The sequence below is a fragment of the Winogradskyella eximia genome, assembly GCF_003386165.1.
Classification (GTDB): Bacteria; Bacteroidota; Bacteroidia; order Flavobacteriales; family Flavobacteriaceae; genus Winogradskyella; species Winogradskyella eximia.
Genome location: NZ_QRDV01000007.1, coordinates 183,092 through 198,899, shown reverse-complemented (window position 1 = coordinate 198,899; position 15,808 = coordinate 183,092). Strand labels below are relative to the sequence as shown.

Sequence of the window (15,808 nt, the reverse complement as noted above, 5' to 3'; positions counted from 1 at the left end):
ATTGCTGTTTCTAACAACTCTCTTATGAAAAAAATAATCATAATTTTAGTTTGCTCTTTTAGTCTCTTGTCGTTTACTTATAACGAATTAGATGGCTACATAACTTTATTTGAAAACGCAAATAGTGGGAAATATTTTAAATATGGAAAATCACATTATTTTGAGTTTTTCGCAAAGGATAAAGAGCTTATCAATAATCAGCAGTATTATGTGAAATATCGCAGGTATAGTTGGGGAGATGTTGATACAACGTATTATCGAAAAGGTAAAACCTATTATTATCACATTGTTAGGTGCAATACTGAAAAACAACTATGAGGAAAGTAATAATACTTCTAACTTTGATAATCACTTATTCAAGTTTTTCGCAAAGTATCTGGAAAAAAGGTGCTGACTTAAAGAAACGGAACGGAATTAAGGAAACGACAATCTACCTTCAGAACCTTGACAATGAAAGCGAAAAGAGAATCTGGGATTGGAGTTCTTACGACAAAGAGGGTAAACTAATTGAAAGTAAAAGGTTCCTAGAAAATGGTAAACTAAAAACTCATTTCAAGTTCGAATATCCAACTAAAAAAACTCGGATTTTAATTTACTTGGATAAACGTGGCAATGAGACAAAGAGAGTTCAGCAAGAATTTGACTTATCGGGAGAAAAAGAACCACTTGTTGAAAAAAGTAAAAGTGGAATATTTAGATATGAATACGACGAAAACGGCAATAAAATCAAAGTTTGGAATATAAAAAAGAACCCTGAAGTCCTTCAAACCGAAGTTTTTTTCGACGAAAATAATTTGAGATATAAAGAAAGACTTTTGATTACAAGAAAATTTGGTTCAGAATACATGACTCGAATCTATACAAGAGATAAATCAGGAAATATTCTAAAAATCATTTCTGAAATGGAAGGCGAAATTAATAGCATAGAAATTCATGAACATAAAAAGTACAGCACCTAACACCGTATATAATTTATTGCTAGTTCTAGCCTACTTACGAAAATCCTTGCGGATTTTCTATTCGGTTTGTATTTGCTAAATTAGGTGCTTAAAACACGCAACAAACCATATACAACAACGATAAGAAATCATTAAAAGAATCAATTGTATTACCTGTAAAACCAGTTCTTGGTGATAATTGGCTAGAAAATGATAAAAGTTGGAGTTACGAAGTTATTGCGGTAGATCAAAAATTTAAAACACCTAAAAAGAAATACAAGGATTGTGTAAAAGTTCATTGTCAGCAGCTAACAGATAGGGATAAAGGAAAGGGTAAAGAGTTTTTTCTTCACTATTCAGCAACTCATGGTTTTGTTGGTAACGTTGATTCTCATGGTAATATTTTGAGTTATTTAAGTGAGGTGAAATTAAATGCTAAAGACGGTGAATCTATTGGTGGCAATTAAATCTAAATAAAAACACTTCGAGTATTTTTAGATATCCAGATCAACTTTGGCATTTTGAGACCTATTTTGTTTCTCTAATTAGTTAGACTTTCTTACCGATTTTAATTCCAGTAAATTAGTAGCGTTAATACCTAAGCCATTCACGTGTTTTCTAGTAAATCTAACCACTTCATCATAAAAAAGAGGTACAATAGGAGCAGAATCCATAATCAATGCATCCATTTTTGTGTACAGTTGCGCTCTTAAATCTGGATCCGTTTCTAAATATGCAGCTTCATACATTCTGTCGAATACTTCATTTTTAAAATGCGTGTAGTTAGGTCCATTTGGTGCAAAATTCTTACTGTAATATAAGGATAAGTAATTTTCTGCATCAGGATAATCAGCAATCCAACTCGCTCTAAAAAAATCGAGTTGTCCATTTGCTTTGGAGTCTTTTAAGCTTGAAGGTGGTATTACATCTACATTTACTAACAGCCCTGTTTTTTGCAGCTCACGTTGAATGAATTCACAAAAACTTAAATAATTACTCGTTGTGGTTAGTGTTATTTCTGGTTGGTTTATGCCTGTTTCTGCTTTAAATTCTGATACTAATTGTTTTGCTAAATCGGGTTGATATGTATAGCCTATTGAAGCATCAAAACCTGGTAAGCCTTTTGGAATAAAGCCACCATTTGCAGGAATTCCGATGCCATTTCTTAAATAAGTCATCATTTTACTCCGGTCAAAACCAACATTAATCGCTTTTCTTAATTTTAAAGATTTAATAGTATTAACATCCGTTTCCATAAAAAACGCTAAGTATTCTGTGTTAAGATATGGACCTCGTATCATTTTTACATCTTCAGCGTAATTTGTTCTTAATTTACCTTCTGCTGTTAAAATTTCGTCTTTATAAGAGCCGTCTAAACCAGAAACAAAATCAATATTACCTTGCGCAAACTGCAGAAATTCACTCTGTTTATCTGGTAAAAAAGTAATAGCAATAGCTTCTAGATAGGGTAGTTGCTGTCCTTTATCATCTGTTTCAAAATAATGGTTGTTTCGTCTAAAGACTAATTTTAAATTTTCTTCCCAGCGTTTAAACTTAAAAGGACCAGTTCCTATGGGATTTGACCTAAAATCATTGCCATAATGTTCTACAATTTCTTTGGGAACCACTGAGCAATATTTCATGGTGAGTAAGCCTAGAAACGCAGGAAAAGGTTGTTTTAATCTAATTTGAAAAGTAGAATCGTTGATTGCAGAAAAATCTTCAACTTTATTTAAAACCCAACTTCCAGGTGAGGCAATGGTATTATCTCTTAATCGGTTAAAGCTATATTCAAAATCTGAAGCTGTTGTAGTTCTCGTTGAATCTTTTCCAAACAAATTATGTTTATGAAAATAGACATCCTTACGTAAGGTAAATGTATACGTTTTTGCACTATCAGTAATGGTCCACTTTTTGGCAATACATGGTTTTACATTTAGTTGGTCATCCATCTGCACCAAACCATTAAATAACTGATGTGTTGCCCAAATATCTGCTAAATCCTTTGAGAATGCAGGATCTAATGAACCTATATTTTTGTGTTCATTGTATCTAAAAACTAGATGGTCTAGTTCATTATTTTCTTTTGAGCTACATGAAAATATCATCATAATTAATGAAGCATATAGCAATCTGTTGAATAAGAATGGTGTGAGTTTTAGCATATAATTTATATGTTGTAAATTTGCCAACTTGGTAAAAGTACAAGAATGAATCCAACAAAAAAAGTCGCATTTTATACATTAGGTTGTAAACTTAATTTCTCAGAAACATCTACTATAGCTAGAGGTTTTAATGACGAAGGTTTTGATCGTGTAGATTTTAAAGAATCTGCTGATGTATACGTCATAAACACTTGTTCGGTTACTGAAAATGCAGATAAGCGTTTTAAAACTATTGTAAAGCAAGCACAAAAGAATAATCCTGAAGCTTTTGTTGCTGCCATTGGTTGCTACGCGCAATTAAAACCAGAGGAATTAGCAGATGTAAATGGTGTGGATTTGGTTCTGGGAGCAACAGAGAAATTCAAAATTACAGATTACTTAAATGATTTAACTAAAAACGATTTTGGTGAAGTTCATTCTTGCGAAATTGAAGAAGCCGATTTTTATGTTGGTAGTTATTCTATTGGAGACAGAACAAGAGCTTTTTTAAAAGTACAAGATGGTTGCGATTATAAATGTACTTATTGCACAATTCCGCTAGCTAGAGGGATTTCTCGTAGTGATACTATAAGCAATGTTCTAAAAAATGCAAAGGAAATTTCTGAGCAAGGGATTAAAGAAATTGTACTTACAGGTGTTAATATTGGTGACTATGGCAAAGGAGAGTTTGGGAATAAAAAGCACGAACATACCTTTTTAGATCTCGTAACTGAACTCGATAAGGTTAAAGGCATTGAGCGTTTAAGAATATCTTCTATTGAACCCAATTTATTAAAAAATGAAACCATAGATTTAGTATCTAAATCTAGAGCATTTGTACCTCATTTTCATATACCATTACAAAGTGGAAGTAATGACATCTTAAAAAAGATGAAACGTCGTTACATGAAAGAGTTGTATGTAGATAGAGTATCAAAAATAAAAGAAGTAATGCCTCATGCATGTATTGGAGTAGACGTTATTGTTGGTTTTCCTGGTGAAACCGATGAATTGTTTTTAGAAACGTATAACTTTTTGAATGCATTAGATATCTCTTATTTGCATGTGTTTCAATATTCAGAACGTGATAATACAGAAGCGGCAAATATGCCTAACGTGGTATCTAAAGCTAAGCGATCTAAACGCAGTAAAATGTTAAGAGGTTTGTCTGCTAAAAAACGAAGAGCTTTTTACGAAAATCAATTACAGACTAGCCGTACCGTATTGTTTGAAGGAGAAAATAAAGAAGGTTATATTCATGGTTTTACGGAAAACTATGTGAAAGTAAAAGCACCTTGGAATCCAGAACTGGTGAATACTATACATGACGTTAAACTTACAGAGATTGATGAAGATGGATTGGTTCGGTTTAATTTTATTAAAGAGTTTGCGTAGGTTATTTCTTAAGTTAGATTTACAATCTTAACAAAACTAGTATATTATGAAAAAAACATTTTTTAACTTATGTGTTGTAGTCGGTTTAATATTATCTACCTCTTGTAATAAAGATGATGATGGAAGTGATAATAATGGAGCTTCTAACGAACTTACCGTGACAATTGAAGGTCAGGTAGTTACATTTGACACAGTTATTGTTGAGAGAGATACATTCATTTTTGATGGTGAACAATTTACAATATTGAATGTAACAGCTACAGTAGGAACCGACGCTTCTAGAACTATTAATTTTGAAACGGAAGTGGGTGATTTAGGAACCTTTTCATTGTATGCTTTTGAATACCTTATTAATGGTGAGTATTTTTATGATAGCGGAGCGTTTAATTCTGTTGTAAGCGTTAATAATGGCTCTAGATTGACAGCAACTTTTACAGGAACACTGACTGCTTTTACTGCTGAAGGGGAAGAGTCAATAATGTTGGAGAATGGAATAATTGATGTGAATTACTAATAGTTAATATTAATTACAATAAAAAAATCCGAAACTTTTAAAGTTTCGGATTTTTTTATGATGTATGTTCTTCAAATTATATACGAATACCCACTGGTAACATTCGCTTATACTTTCTATTACGTCTTACAAACTTAGCAATTTCAGGACTTGTTGGTACCACACTAATGTTTCGCTCTTTAATATTTGAGAATACTAGGTCAATAAAATCTAGTTCAAATTCATCTGTTCTAATGCTATCTGGAATAATCATTTTTGTTAAGAATATCTTTCGTTCTTGTAAAGAATATTCAATAATAGCCATTTCGTTTTCAACCTTTAATTCAAATTGACGAAGGAAATCATTGTCAATTAGTTCAGCAGTTTCTGTCATAATTTCTTTATATTAAATTCAGCGGTTGGTAGCGTAGATACTATATTTTATATAGTTTTGCTGTGCAAAGGTACAAAAAATCAACTTAAGAATTAGGTTATTGTTGTTAAAACCTTAAATTGTAATTAATTAGGACGCTCCAATTTTACCAAATGAACACTAAATTAACACATGTATATTTAATGCCAGGCATGGCAGCAAATCCTTCTATTTTTGAATATATAAAACTTCCAGAGACCTCTTATGAGGTGCATTGGCTAGAATGGCAGATACCAACTAAAACAGAAACGTTTCAGGCTTATGCCAAGCGTATGTGTACATTTATAAAGCATGATAATATAGTATTGCTTGGCGTATCTTTTGGAGGCATGTTGGTACAAGAAATGAGCAAGTACTTAACGGTGAAAAAATTGTTTGTTGTTTCTAGTGTAAAGTCGCATCATGAGTTGCCTAAACGATTAAAACTATTAAAAGTAACCAAAGCATATAAAATACTACCAACACAATTAGTTAGTAATATAGATTTATTAGCAAAATATGCTTTAGGAGAAACAATAAAAAAACGCGTCGATTTATATAAAAAATACCTTTCTGTAAATAATAAAACCTATCTCGATTGGGCCATTAAGCATGTCGTTTGCTGGGAACAAGAAGAAGCAATTCCTAATGCAATTTATATTCATGGAGATAAGGACGCTGTTTTTCCACACTCTTGTGGAGGAAATTGTATTGTTATTAAAGGCGGAACTCATATAATGATTATTAATAAGTTTAAATGGTTTAACGAAAATTTACCAAAACTTATTGAAGGCTGAATTTGAATCTTCATCGTAGATTGATTACATTTATATATTACTAAAAAACAAAATTCTGAATCTGTCATGCAAATTGCTTAAACATTTAAAGAAATGATTAACAACGCATAGCATGTAAGATTCTATAATCCATAAAAAGAAATACTATGAAATACATAAAGAATAGCTTAGCATTAATAGGTGTAATTTGTATATCTGGCTTATTTATATTCGCCATGCAAAAAGCTCCAGATGAAAAAGCACCATCAGATTTTTTATTAGGTAAAGAAGATCCAATTGTAAACAACTATAATGTGTACGCATTAGAAATGCCTGAGAATTTAAATTTTGCAGGTGAAATGGTGCCTATTCAAGATCCAGATATCTATGAAAGAATGGATAAAGAATTATTGGTAAATACCTATTGGCAATCTAATGGGCTTTTAATGTTTAAGCGCGCACAAAAATACTTTCCAATTATAGAGCCAATTTTGAAACGCAATGGTGTTCCAGATGATTTTAAGTATCTCGCAGTTATAGAAAGTGGATTGGTGCAAACAGCAAAATCACCAGCAGGTGCAAGTGGTGTTTGGCAAATTATGAAAGCTACAGGACGTGAAAATGGTTTAGAAGTAAACGACAATGTAGACGAACGTTATAACTTAGAAAAAGCAACTGAAGTCGCATGTGATTATTTAAAGAAAGCGAAAGAAAGTTTAGGATCTTGGACCAAAGCAGCAGCAGCATATAATGCTGGGAATTATGGTGTTTCTAGACGTTTAAAAGAACAAGATGTTGATGGGTATTACGATCTATTGTTAGGTGAAGAAACAGGACGTTACGTGTTTAGAATCGTGGCATTGAAAGAAATATTATCTAACCCAAGCAAATACGGATTCAATTTTAATAAATCGCATTTATATAAAGAAGTTCCAACTTATAAAGTTGAAGTGGATACAGCAGTTACGGATTTTGCTAAGTTTGCTAAGCAATTTGGTATTAATTATAAGATTTTAAAACTCCATAACCCATGGTTAAGAGAGCCTCATTTAAATAACAAGTCTAGAAAATCTTACCAGATTGAAATTCCAAAAGAAGGCTATTATAATACTAAATCTTAATTATTGGAATTTGTTAGAAATCATATCTGGCAAATTTTAATTGTACTCAATTATGCCATAGCATTATCTGCTGTGGTCACCATTCTGCATAAAAAACTGAACCCAACCAAAGCATTAAGTTATATTATTGGTTTGCTGGCTTTACCGTTTTTAGGTTTAATTGTGTACTATCTTTTTGGACAAGAATACCGTAAAACAAAAATCTTTAGCAGAAAGCATGTTTTAAATCAATCTATAGTAAAAAAGATTCAAGAACAGTTAGAACTCGATACAAAAGAGATTAATGTCGTAGATGATTTACTTGATCAAAAATCGAAACTCATTCCATTATTATATAATAGTGAAAAATCTAAGTTAACTATTAATAATGATGTTAAGCTCATTAAAAATGGTGATAATAAGTTTAAACTACTTTTAAAAGATTTAAAAGAAGCTCAGCATCATATTCATCTCGAATATTTTGTAATTAAAGATGATAAAATAGGAACAGAAGTTCTTAATCTATTATGTGAAAAAGCTAATGAAGGTTTAGAAGTTAGAATCGTTATAGATGATGTGGGAAGTTCGATTTCATCTAAAATGAAAAGCAAAATAAAGGATTCTGGTATTGAAATGAATCCGTTTATGCCTGTGCTTTTTTCAAAATTTACAGGGCAAATGAATTATCGCGATCACCGAAAAATTATAGTTATAGATGGTAAAATTGGCTATGTTGGCGGAATAAATATTTCAGATAATTATGTAAATGCTAATAATAAGCGTTATTGGCGAGATACACATATCCGTATTATTGGTGAGGCGGTTAAACCATTACAGATATTGTTTTTTACAACTTGGGATTTTGTAAGTCAAGAAGCATTAGAGATTTCAAAAACCTATTTCCCAGAACATAATTGTAAAGAAAATGTACCACTTCAAATAGCAGCTAGTGGGCCAGATACAGATTGGTCTAATATTATGGAAGCTATTTTTGTGGCTATTACCAATGCAGAAGATCATGTGTACATTACAACGCCTTATTTTATTCCTAATAGCGAAATTGTTACAGCGCTTCAAGTAACCGCCAGAAGCAATATAAAAGTTAAAATCATTGTGCCTAAAACCTCCGATTCTTGGATAGCAGAATATGCAACCAATTCTTATTTAGAGTCGCTTTTAGAGGCAGGAGTAGAGGTGTATCGCTATACTAAAGGCTTTATACATGCAAAAACTATGGTAGTTGATGGAGTATTTAGTACCGTTGGAACCACCAATATGGATTATAGAAGTTTCAATATTAATTTTGAAGTCAATGCTTTAATCTATAATAAAGACATTAGCAATCAACTCACTGAGTTCTTTAATGATGATTTAAAAGATTGTGAACAACTAGATTTAAAATCATGGCAACAGCGCTCTAAACAAACAAAACTTATAGAATCTGTTGCTCGTTTAATGGCACCTTTATTATAAGTTTGAAGTCATTAAGGCATGCATGTTATAGAAAGAATTCTTATTTCATAATGGTAAGTCTATAAAGATAATGATTGCTAGACGGGCATTTTCCACTGAGTTGATATTAAAAGGCGAAGAATGGAAAATAAATATCGATAAAAAAGTTGAATTGAGGTCTAAAAATAAACGAGACTAAAATGATATATAATTACGTAGTAAATTAAAAAAGGCTTAAACATATTAATGTTTAGGCCTTTTTTTATGTGTTATAAACTGTATTTTAAGTTTTACCTTCTACTACGACGATTCTGACGAGCCGAAGTAGGCTGGCCATATTGTTGCTTAGGTACTATTGCTTTTTTCATTTGCTGCTTCATCATTTTAATTTGATCCGCAAGCATATCTCTTTTATCTAATTTTTCAGCTTCTGCTAATAATTTTTGAGCTTCTGGTTTTCTACGTTTAGAAAATGCAATTCCTGCTAAGTTTAATTTAGCCATCGCCAAATCATGGTCCATAGATAATCCTAAGCTAATGGCTTTTTTAAAGTAACCTTCGGCTTCATTCATATTAGTTTGAGAAACCATAATACCATTTAAATAGTTTAAATAGCCTTGTTGTTTTTTTACTAAAGCACCTTCAGGATTTTTAATTTTGTCTAACCATTTCTTTGCTCCTACAAAATCTTGCTTTCTTAATTTTAAAAAAGCGAGTAAAATCATTTCATTTTTAAAGTAAAGGAATATGAAAATAGTAGAAAGTAAGATGTACATAATACCATTACCTATATAACCTTCAGTGAATTGATATATTGCATAAGCAATAATTAATGCGAAAATGACTAATTTTATATTTTTGTTAAACATGTTAATGTGTATTTTTTGAGAGCGCAAAGATAATAAAAACAACGCGTTTAAAATCTATGATTTGTTATTGACTTACATTTTTATCTATAATTTAAATAAAAACCGTTAGAGTTTAAGGTGTTTTCAAGGTTTGGACGATATATTATAGAAAAGGTAAAGGACTAAATTGAGCTGAATTTACAGTCATTTTGTAAGAAATTGAAAAATACATGAAATCATTCGAAAAAAAATCTTTTGCTATTTGCTAAAGTAAAAACTTGTTGTATATTTGCACGCAGTTTTGAGATAGCTCTCAACTCATATCGACATTAACACGAATATTAGTTTTTAAAAATATAAGACATGCCAAAAAGAACGTTTCAACCGTCAAAAAGAAAGAGAAGAAACAAACACGGTTTCAGAGAAAGAATGGCTTCTGTTAACGGAAGAAAAGTTTTAGCACGTAGAAGAGCTAAAGGAAGAAAAAAATTGTCTGTTTCAACTGAATCTAGACATAAAAAATAATGATTAACAATTGTTAATATATTAAAGGCGTTACTTAGGTGTAACGCCTTTTTTTATATCCTATTGTTAACTATTTTTGCACAGCGAAATAAATAAAGATTTTTATCAAAACACTAAATATATTATTCTCATGCCAAAAAATAACAGCATAAAATCTATTTTACTTATTGGTTCAGGTCCTATTGTCATTGGGCAAGCCTGCGAATTTGATTATTCAGGTTCTCAAGCTTTACGCTCACTAAGAGAAGACGGAATTGAAACGATTTTGATCAATTCTAATCCTGCAACAATCATGACAGATCCAACAATGGCAGATCATGTTTATTTGTTGCCATTGACAACTAAATCTTTAATTCAGATTCTAAAAGAGCATCCGCAAATTGATGCTGTACTGCCAACAATGGGAGGCCAAACGGCTTTAAATTTGTGTATTGAAGCAGACGAAAAAGGTATTTGGGAAGATTTTAATGTAGATATTATTGGTGTAGATATTGATGCCATAAATATTACAGAAGACAGAGAGAAATTTAGAGAATTAATGTTGAAAATTGGTGTTGGCATGGCACCTCAAGCAACAGCAACATCTTACTTAAAAGGAAAAGAAATTGCGCAAGAGTTTGGTTTTCCATTAGTAATTAGAGCATCTTATACTTTAGGTGGTGAAGGTGCATCTTTTGTTTTTAAAGAAGACGAATTCGATAAGAAATTAACGCATGGTTTGGAGGTGTCTCCAATTCATGAAGTTATGATAGATAAAGCTTTAATCGGCTGGAAAGAATACGAGTTAGAGTTATTAAGAGACAAAAATGATAACGTTGTTATTATTTGTACAATAGAGAATATGGATCCTATGGGAATTCATACTGGTGATTCCATTACACTAGCACCAGCAATGACTTTATCTGACAAGACGTTTCAGAAAATGCGAGATATGGCTATCCATATGATGCGTAGTATTGGTGATTTTGCAGGTGGTTGTAATGTGCAGTTTGCTGTAAGTCCGGATGATGAAGAGGAAATTATTGCTATTGAAATTAATCCAAGAGTATCACGTTCTTCAGCATTAGCAAGTAAAGCAACAGGTTATCCTATTGCTAAAATTGCGGCGAAATTAGCGATTGGTTATAATTTAGATGAATTAGATAATCAGATTACAAAATCAACTTCAGCATTATTTGAGCCAACTTTAGATTACGTTGTGGTTAAGATTCCACGTTGGAACTTTGATAAGTTTGAAGGCTCAGACAGAACTTTAGGTTTACAGATGAAAGCTGTAGGTGAAGTAATGTCAATAGGTCGTTCGTTCCAAGAAGCATTGCATAAAGCAACTCAATCCTTAGAAATAAAGAGAAACGGATTAGGTGCAGACGGTAAAGGTTACACAGATTATGATACCATTATAGAGAAATTAACTTACGCAAGTTGGGATAGAGTTTTTGTAATATATGATGCAGTTGCTATCGGAATTCCGTTAAGTCGAATTCACGAAATCACAAAAATTGACATGTGGTTTTTAAAGCAATATGAAGAGTTATTTCAACTTCAGAAAGAGATTTCTACCTTCAATATTAGTAACATTGATCGCGAATTATTACTCGAAGCGAAACAAAAAGGCTATGGTGACAGACAAATTGCTCACATGTTGGGTTGTTTAGAAAGCCAAGTTTATAATAAGAGAAAGGAACTTAACATCAACCGTGTTTTTAAATTAGTAGATACTTGTGCTGCAGAATTTAAAGCACAAACACCATACTATTATTCAACTTTTGAAAGTGAAGTAGAAACAGCAGAAGGTGAAGTATACGTGCAAAACGAGAGTGTTGTAAGTGACAAAAAGAAAATCATCGTTTTAGGTTCTGGGCCAAACCGAATTGGTCAAGGTATTGAGTTTGATTACTGTTGTGTGCATGGTGTTTTAGCAGCAGCAGAATGTGGTTACGAAACCATTATGATTAACTGTAATCCAGAAACGGTTTCTACCGATTTTGATATTGCAGATAAGCTTTATTTTGAACCTGTTTTCTGGGAACATATCTATGATATTATTCAGCATGAAAAACCAGAAGGTGTTATTGTTCAATTAGGTGGACAAACAGCATTGAAACTTGCCGAGAAGTTAGAAAAATGGGGAGTTAAGATAATGGGAACTAGCTTTAAATCTCTCGATTTAGCAGAAGATAGAGGAAGTTTTTCAAACATTTTAAAGGAGCACAATATTCCTTATCCTGAGTTTGATGTTGCAGAATCTGCAGATGAAGCATTAGCGATTGCAGATGTTTTAGATTTTCCTATTTTAGTAAGACCTTCTTACGTACTTGGTGGCCAAGGGATGAAAATTGTAATTAATAAGCAGGAGTTAGAATCTCATGTTATTGATTTATTAAAATCCATTCCAGGAAATAAATTATTATTAGATCATTATTTAGATGGTGCTATTGAAGCCGAAGCAGATGCAATTTGTGATGCAGATGGTAATGTTTATATTATTGGTATTATGGAGCACATAGAACCATGTGGTATTCACTCAGGCGATAGTAATGCAACGTTGCCACCATTTAACTTAGGTGAATTGGTAATGCAGCAAATAAAAGATCATACACATACTATTGCAAGAGCATTAAATACGGTTGGATTAATTAATATTCAGTTCGCTATTAAAGATGAATTAGTATACATTATTGAAGCCAATCCAAGAGCATCTCGTACAGTGCCATTTATTGCAAAAGCTTACAAGGAACCTTATGTAAACTATGCTACTAAAGTAATGTTAGGTGAGAAAAAAGTAACTGATTTTAACTTTAATCCACAATTAGAAGGTTATGCTATTAAGCAACCTGTGTTCTCGTTCAATAAGTTTCCTAATGTAAATAAACAATTAGGACCGGAAATGAAAAGTACAGGTGAAAGTATTTTATTTATTGATAGTTTAAAGGACGATCAGTTTTATGATCTATATGCGAGAAGAAAAATGTATTTGAGTAAGTAATTGGCATAGTTTTCGATGAACGGTAAGTAGAATTAATTAATATTTACTAACTTAGTTTTAAGAATACCCAAATTATATGAAAAAAATATTACTCGGACTTATAACCATATTCACTTTTAGCACTGTGTTTGCGCATGGTTCAGCACATCTGTTTGATGATGCAAGCTTGGGTGACGATGTTGTTTCTATCTATGATTTAGATACAAATTTGAATAGATTTCAAGACGATACTTTTAAGATTTCGCCAAATCCTTCAAAAAACAAGCTAAATATTAAATTACCAAAAGCATCAGAAAATATGACGCTTGAGGTGTTTGATGTCCTTGGGAAACGCATTCATAAAAGTACCATTTCCCAATTATCAGCATCAGTAGATGTCTCTAATTGGAAAACAGGAGTATATCTTGTAAAGGTGTCAAATGAAAATGAATCTCAGACCAAACGATTTATTAAGCAATAAGTGTTTAAAAAAAAGTGAGAAAGCTGTTTCAGAAATGAAGCAGCTTTTTTTATTTAAAATCAATTTTAACGCGATAATCTTTGAGTTGCTCTAAGTGATCCTCTACGTTTTTATAAAGTTGATGTAAATCCTTACTTCTTTTAATATCGCTATCGCGTCTTATTATAGATTTAATAAAGCGCTTTGCAGACAATTTATTGGTTAGTATTAAACCAGGTACAGTTACTTTATTTCCTTCTTCATCAACAGCAACCATAATGAAGTAAGACGAATTGCAATGTTTTGTTTCACCTGTTCTAATATTCTCAGATTCTACTCTTATACCAACTACCATAGACGATTTGCCGACATAGTTTACAGAAGCTTTCATCGTCACTAACTCTCCAACTTCTATTGGATTTAAGAAGTTTACCTTATTAACAGATGCTGTAACACAATAACTACGAGAATGTTTAGACGCACAAGCAAATGCCACGTTATCCATTAAACTCAAAATATAACCACCATGAATTTTGCCTCCAAAATTAGCATGAGATGGTTTCATTAATTCTGAAATCTGTATTCTAGAATCTTCAGTGGTTTTAAACATAATTATTAGAGTTTAAGTATAGCGAGTTAGTTATTTAGATGATACTACGATAATGAATAGATTACTCTAATTCATCGTCCATTGCGCGCTTAATAAAGCTTTCTGGTAATGCTTTTTTTGCTTTGGCACCCAATTTTTTTATTCTTTCAACTCGAGAAATAAGATTACCATTTCCACTCACTAATTTATTCATTGCGGCAGAATAATCACCTTTTGCGGCATCAATTTTTTTACCAACACCAGTTAAATCGGTAACCAAACCTTCAAACTTATCGTAAAGTGCACCAGCTTGTTTTGCAATTTCTAAGGCATTTTGTTGTTGCTTTTCATTGTTCCACATACTATCTATTGTACGCAATGTTGCTAAAAGGGTAGAAGGTGTTACAATAACAATATTCTGTTCAAAAGCTTTATTATATAATGAATTATCTTCATTGATGGCAACAGCAAAAGCAGGTTCAATTGGAATAAACATTAGCACAAAATCTGGTGATTCAATATCATATAAATCTTGATAATTCTTTGCAGATAATTGATCGACATGTCTTTTTATGGAATTAACATGCGCCTTTAAATACAATGCTCTATCATCATCGTCCGCATTAACCATACGTTCATAATCTGTTAGTGACACTTTAGAATCTATAATCATTTTTTTAGAATCTGGAAGGTGTAATACCACATCTGGCATAACACGAGAGCCATCCTCACGCTGAAAATTTTGCTGTACAAAATACTCTCTATCTTTTTCTAGTCCAGATTTTTCTAACACACGCTCTAGAACTAATTCGCCCCAATTACCTTGCATTTTACTATCACCTTTTAAAGCTCTAGTTAGATTTGTAGCTTCTTTACTCATTTGCAAGTTAAGGTCTTTAAGGCCTAATAATTGCTCTTTTAAAGCAGAGTGCATGCTAATACTTTCCTTTTGGGTATCATCAACTTTTTTCTCAAAGAGTTGAATTTTTTCCTGCAACGGATTTAAGATGTTTTTTATATTCTCTTTATTTTGAAGTGTAAATTTTTCAGACTTTTCATCTAATATTTTAGAAGCCATCAATTCAAAATCTTTTCGTAGCTGAATTTGTTGCTCCGCCATTGCTTCATCTCTTTTGAGATTTTGCTGCTGAAGATTTTCAAATTCTGTATTTCTTCGAGATAATTCAGTGCTTAAAAAATCCTTTTCTTTCCTGATATTTTCTCGTTCAATTTCAATTTTAGAAATACTTTCTTTTAATTCATTTAACGACTGATTAAAATACTGATCTTGTTTTTGATTTTCAGCTTCAGAAAATTGTTTGAATTCATTAAACTGTTGTTGCAGATTAGCGTTGCGCTCTTCTAAGGTGCTTTTGTCACTTTTACTTTTTAATTGCGAAAATTTAAGTCCAATAAAAGCTCCAATTCCTGCGGAAATGAAAATAACAAGGATGAGAATTATGGTGTCGTTCATGTTTAAAATAGAAATTTATCAAAGATACATTTTTCACTTGAAGATTGTAGCGAAAAGTTACATCTTGATGTTAGTTATTAAATTTAAAATTGATAAAATATGCTGAGTCCCTAAATTTAAAAACCTATGAGCAACAGTCAATAATTAATAGCGATGTAACCGTAAAAACTTTAAAAATCTCTTAACCTATAACTATTAACTCTTAACTTACTTTGCTATATTTGATGCTTCAAAAAA

General features: G+C 31.8%; 15 protein-coding genes. 10 read left to right on the top strand and 5 right to left on the bottom strand.

The genetic code is table 11. The features are described from left to right. The first annotated feature begins 24 nt into the window (after window positions 1–24). Window positions 25–318, top strand: coding sequence for a hypothetical protein (locus DFQ10_RS14615; RefSeq protein ID WP_115818177.1), 294 nt, complete (start codon window positions 25–27; stop codon window positions 316–318). Next, window positions 315–959: a hypothetical protein gene (locus DFQ10_RS14610; RefSeq protein ID WP_115818176.1), complete on the top strand. Its 645-nt coding sequence runs from the start codon at window positions 315–317 to the stop codon at window positions 957–959. The genes DFQ10_RS14615 and DFQ10_RS14610 overlap by 4 nt, the downstream gene beginning before the upstream one ends. A 524-nt stretch (window positions 960–1,483) precedes the next feature. On the opposite strand, the gene DFQ10_RS14605 is transcribed toward DFQ10_RS14610, so the two are convergent. Next, window positions 1,484–3,103, bottom strand: a complete 1,620-nt coding sequence (locus tag DFQ10_RS14605; RefSeq protein WP_115818175.1) for an ABC transporter substrate-binding protein — start codon at window positions 3,101–3,103, stop codon at window positions 1,484–1,486. Window positions 3,104–3,148: 45 nt separating this feature from the next. Between DFQ10_RS14605 and mtaB the strand changes: the two genes are divergently transcribed. Continuing rightward, a complete protein-coding gene (gene mtaB, locus DFQ10_RS14600; protein ID WP_115818174.1) occupies window positions 3,149–4,477 on the top strand; it encodes a tRNA (N(6)-L-threonylcarbamoyladenosine(37)-C(2))-methylthiotransferase MtaB in 1,329 nt (442 codons plus the stop codon). Between the two features lie 46 nt (window positions 4,478–4,523). Next, a complete protein-coding gene (locus DFQ10_RS14595; protein ID WP_115818173.1) occupies window positions 4,524–4,991 on the top strand; it encodes a hypothetical protein in 468 nt (155 codons plus the stop codon). 76 nt (window positions 4,992–5,067) lie between these two features. On the opposite strand, the gene DFQ10_RS14590 is transcribed toward DFQ10_RS14595, so the two are convergent. Continuing rightward, window positions 5,068–5,364 carry an N-acetyltransferase gene (locus DFQ10_RS14590; protein WP_115818172.1) on the bottom strand — a complete coding sequence of 99 codons (297 nt, stop codon included), beginning with the start codon at window positions 5,362–5,364 and terminating at the stop codon, window positions 5,068–5,070. A gap of 152 nt (window positions 5,365–5,516) precedes the next feature. Here DFQ10_RS14590 and DFQ10_RS14585 point away from each other — a divergent pair, with 152 nt between their 5' ends. From DFQ10_RS14585 to cls, 3 genes are all read left to right on the top strand, one after another. Beyond that, complete coding sequence (locus tag DFQ10_RS14585) at window positions 5,517–6,179, top strand: alpha/beta hydrolase family protein (RefSeq protein WP_115818171.1); 663 nt, start codon at window positions 5,517–5,519, stop codon at window positions 6,177–6,179. A 146-nt stretch (window positions 6,180–6,325) separates the two neighbouring features. Further along, a complete protein-coding gene (locus DFQ10_RS14580) occupies window positions 6,326–7,279 on the top strand; it encodes a lytic transglycosylase domain-containing protein (RefSeq protein WP_115818170.1) in 954 nt (317 codons plus the stop codon). A gap of 3 nt (window positions 7,280–7,282) precedes the next feature. Further along, window positions 7,283–8,731, top strand: a complete 1,449-nt coding sequence (cls, locus tag DFQ10_RS14575) for a cardiolipin synthase (protein ID WP_115818169.1) — start codon at window positions 7,283–7,285, stop codon at window positions 8,729–8,731. Window positions 8,732–9,000: 269 nt separating this feature from the next. On the opposite strand, the gene DFQ10_RS14570 is transcribed toward cls, so the two are convergent. Next, a complete protein-coding gene (locus DFQ10_RS14570; RefSeq protein ID WP_115818168.1) occupies window positions 9,001–9,579 on the bottom strand; it encodes a DUF2892 domain-containing protein in 579 nt (192 codons plus the stop codon). A 342-nt stretch (window positions 9,580–9,921) separates the two neighbouring features. Between DFQ10_RS14570 and rpmH the strand changes: the two genes are divergently transcribed. The 3 genes from rpmH (at window position 9,922) to DFQ10_RS14555 (ending at window position 13,529) form a co-directional block, all read left to right on the top strand. Beyond that, on the top strand, window positions 9,922–10,083 hold the full coding sequence (rpmH, locus tag DFQ10_RS14565; protein ID WP_115818167.1) for a 50S ribosomal protein L34: 162 nt from the start codon (window positions 9,922–9,924) through the stop codon (window positions 10,081–10,083). A 130-nt stretch (window positions 10,084–10,213) separates the two neighbouring features. Beyond that, window positions 10,214–13,069, top strand: coding sequence for a carbamoyl-phosphate synthase large subunit (gene carB / locus DFQ10_RS14560; RefSeq protein ID WP_115818166.1), 2,856 nt, complete (start codon window positions 10,214–10,216; stop codon window positions 13,067–13,069). 76 nt (window positions 13,070–13,145) lie between these two features. Continuing rightward, on the top strand, window positions 13,146–13,529 hold the full coding sequence (locus tag DFQ10_RS14555; RefSeq protein WP_115818165.1) for a T9SS type A sorting domain-containing protein: 384 nt from the start codon (window positions 13,146–13,148) through the stop codon (window positions 13,527–13,529). 49 nt (window positions 13,530–13,578) lie between these two features. On the opposite strand, the gene DFQ10_RS14550 is transcribed toward DFQ10_RS14555, so the two are convergent. Next, window positions 13,579–14,118, bottom strand: a complete 540-nt coding sequence (locus tag DFQ10_RS14550; protein WP_115818164.1) for an acyl-CoA thioesterase — start codon at window positions 14,116–14,118, stop codon at window positions 13,579–13,581. 61 nt (window positions 14,119–14,179) lie between these two features. Then, window positions 14,180–15,571, bottom strand: coding sequence for a DNA recombination protein RmuC (rmuC, locus tag DFQ10_RS14545; protein WP_115818163.1), 1,392 nt, complete (start codon window positions 15,569–15,571; stop codon window positions 14,180–14,182). Window positions 15,572–15,808 lie beyond the last annotated feature (237 nt).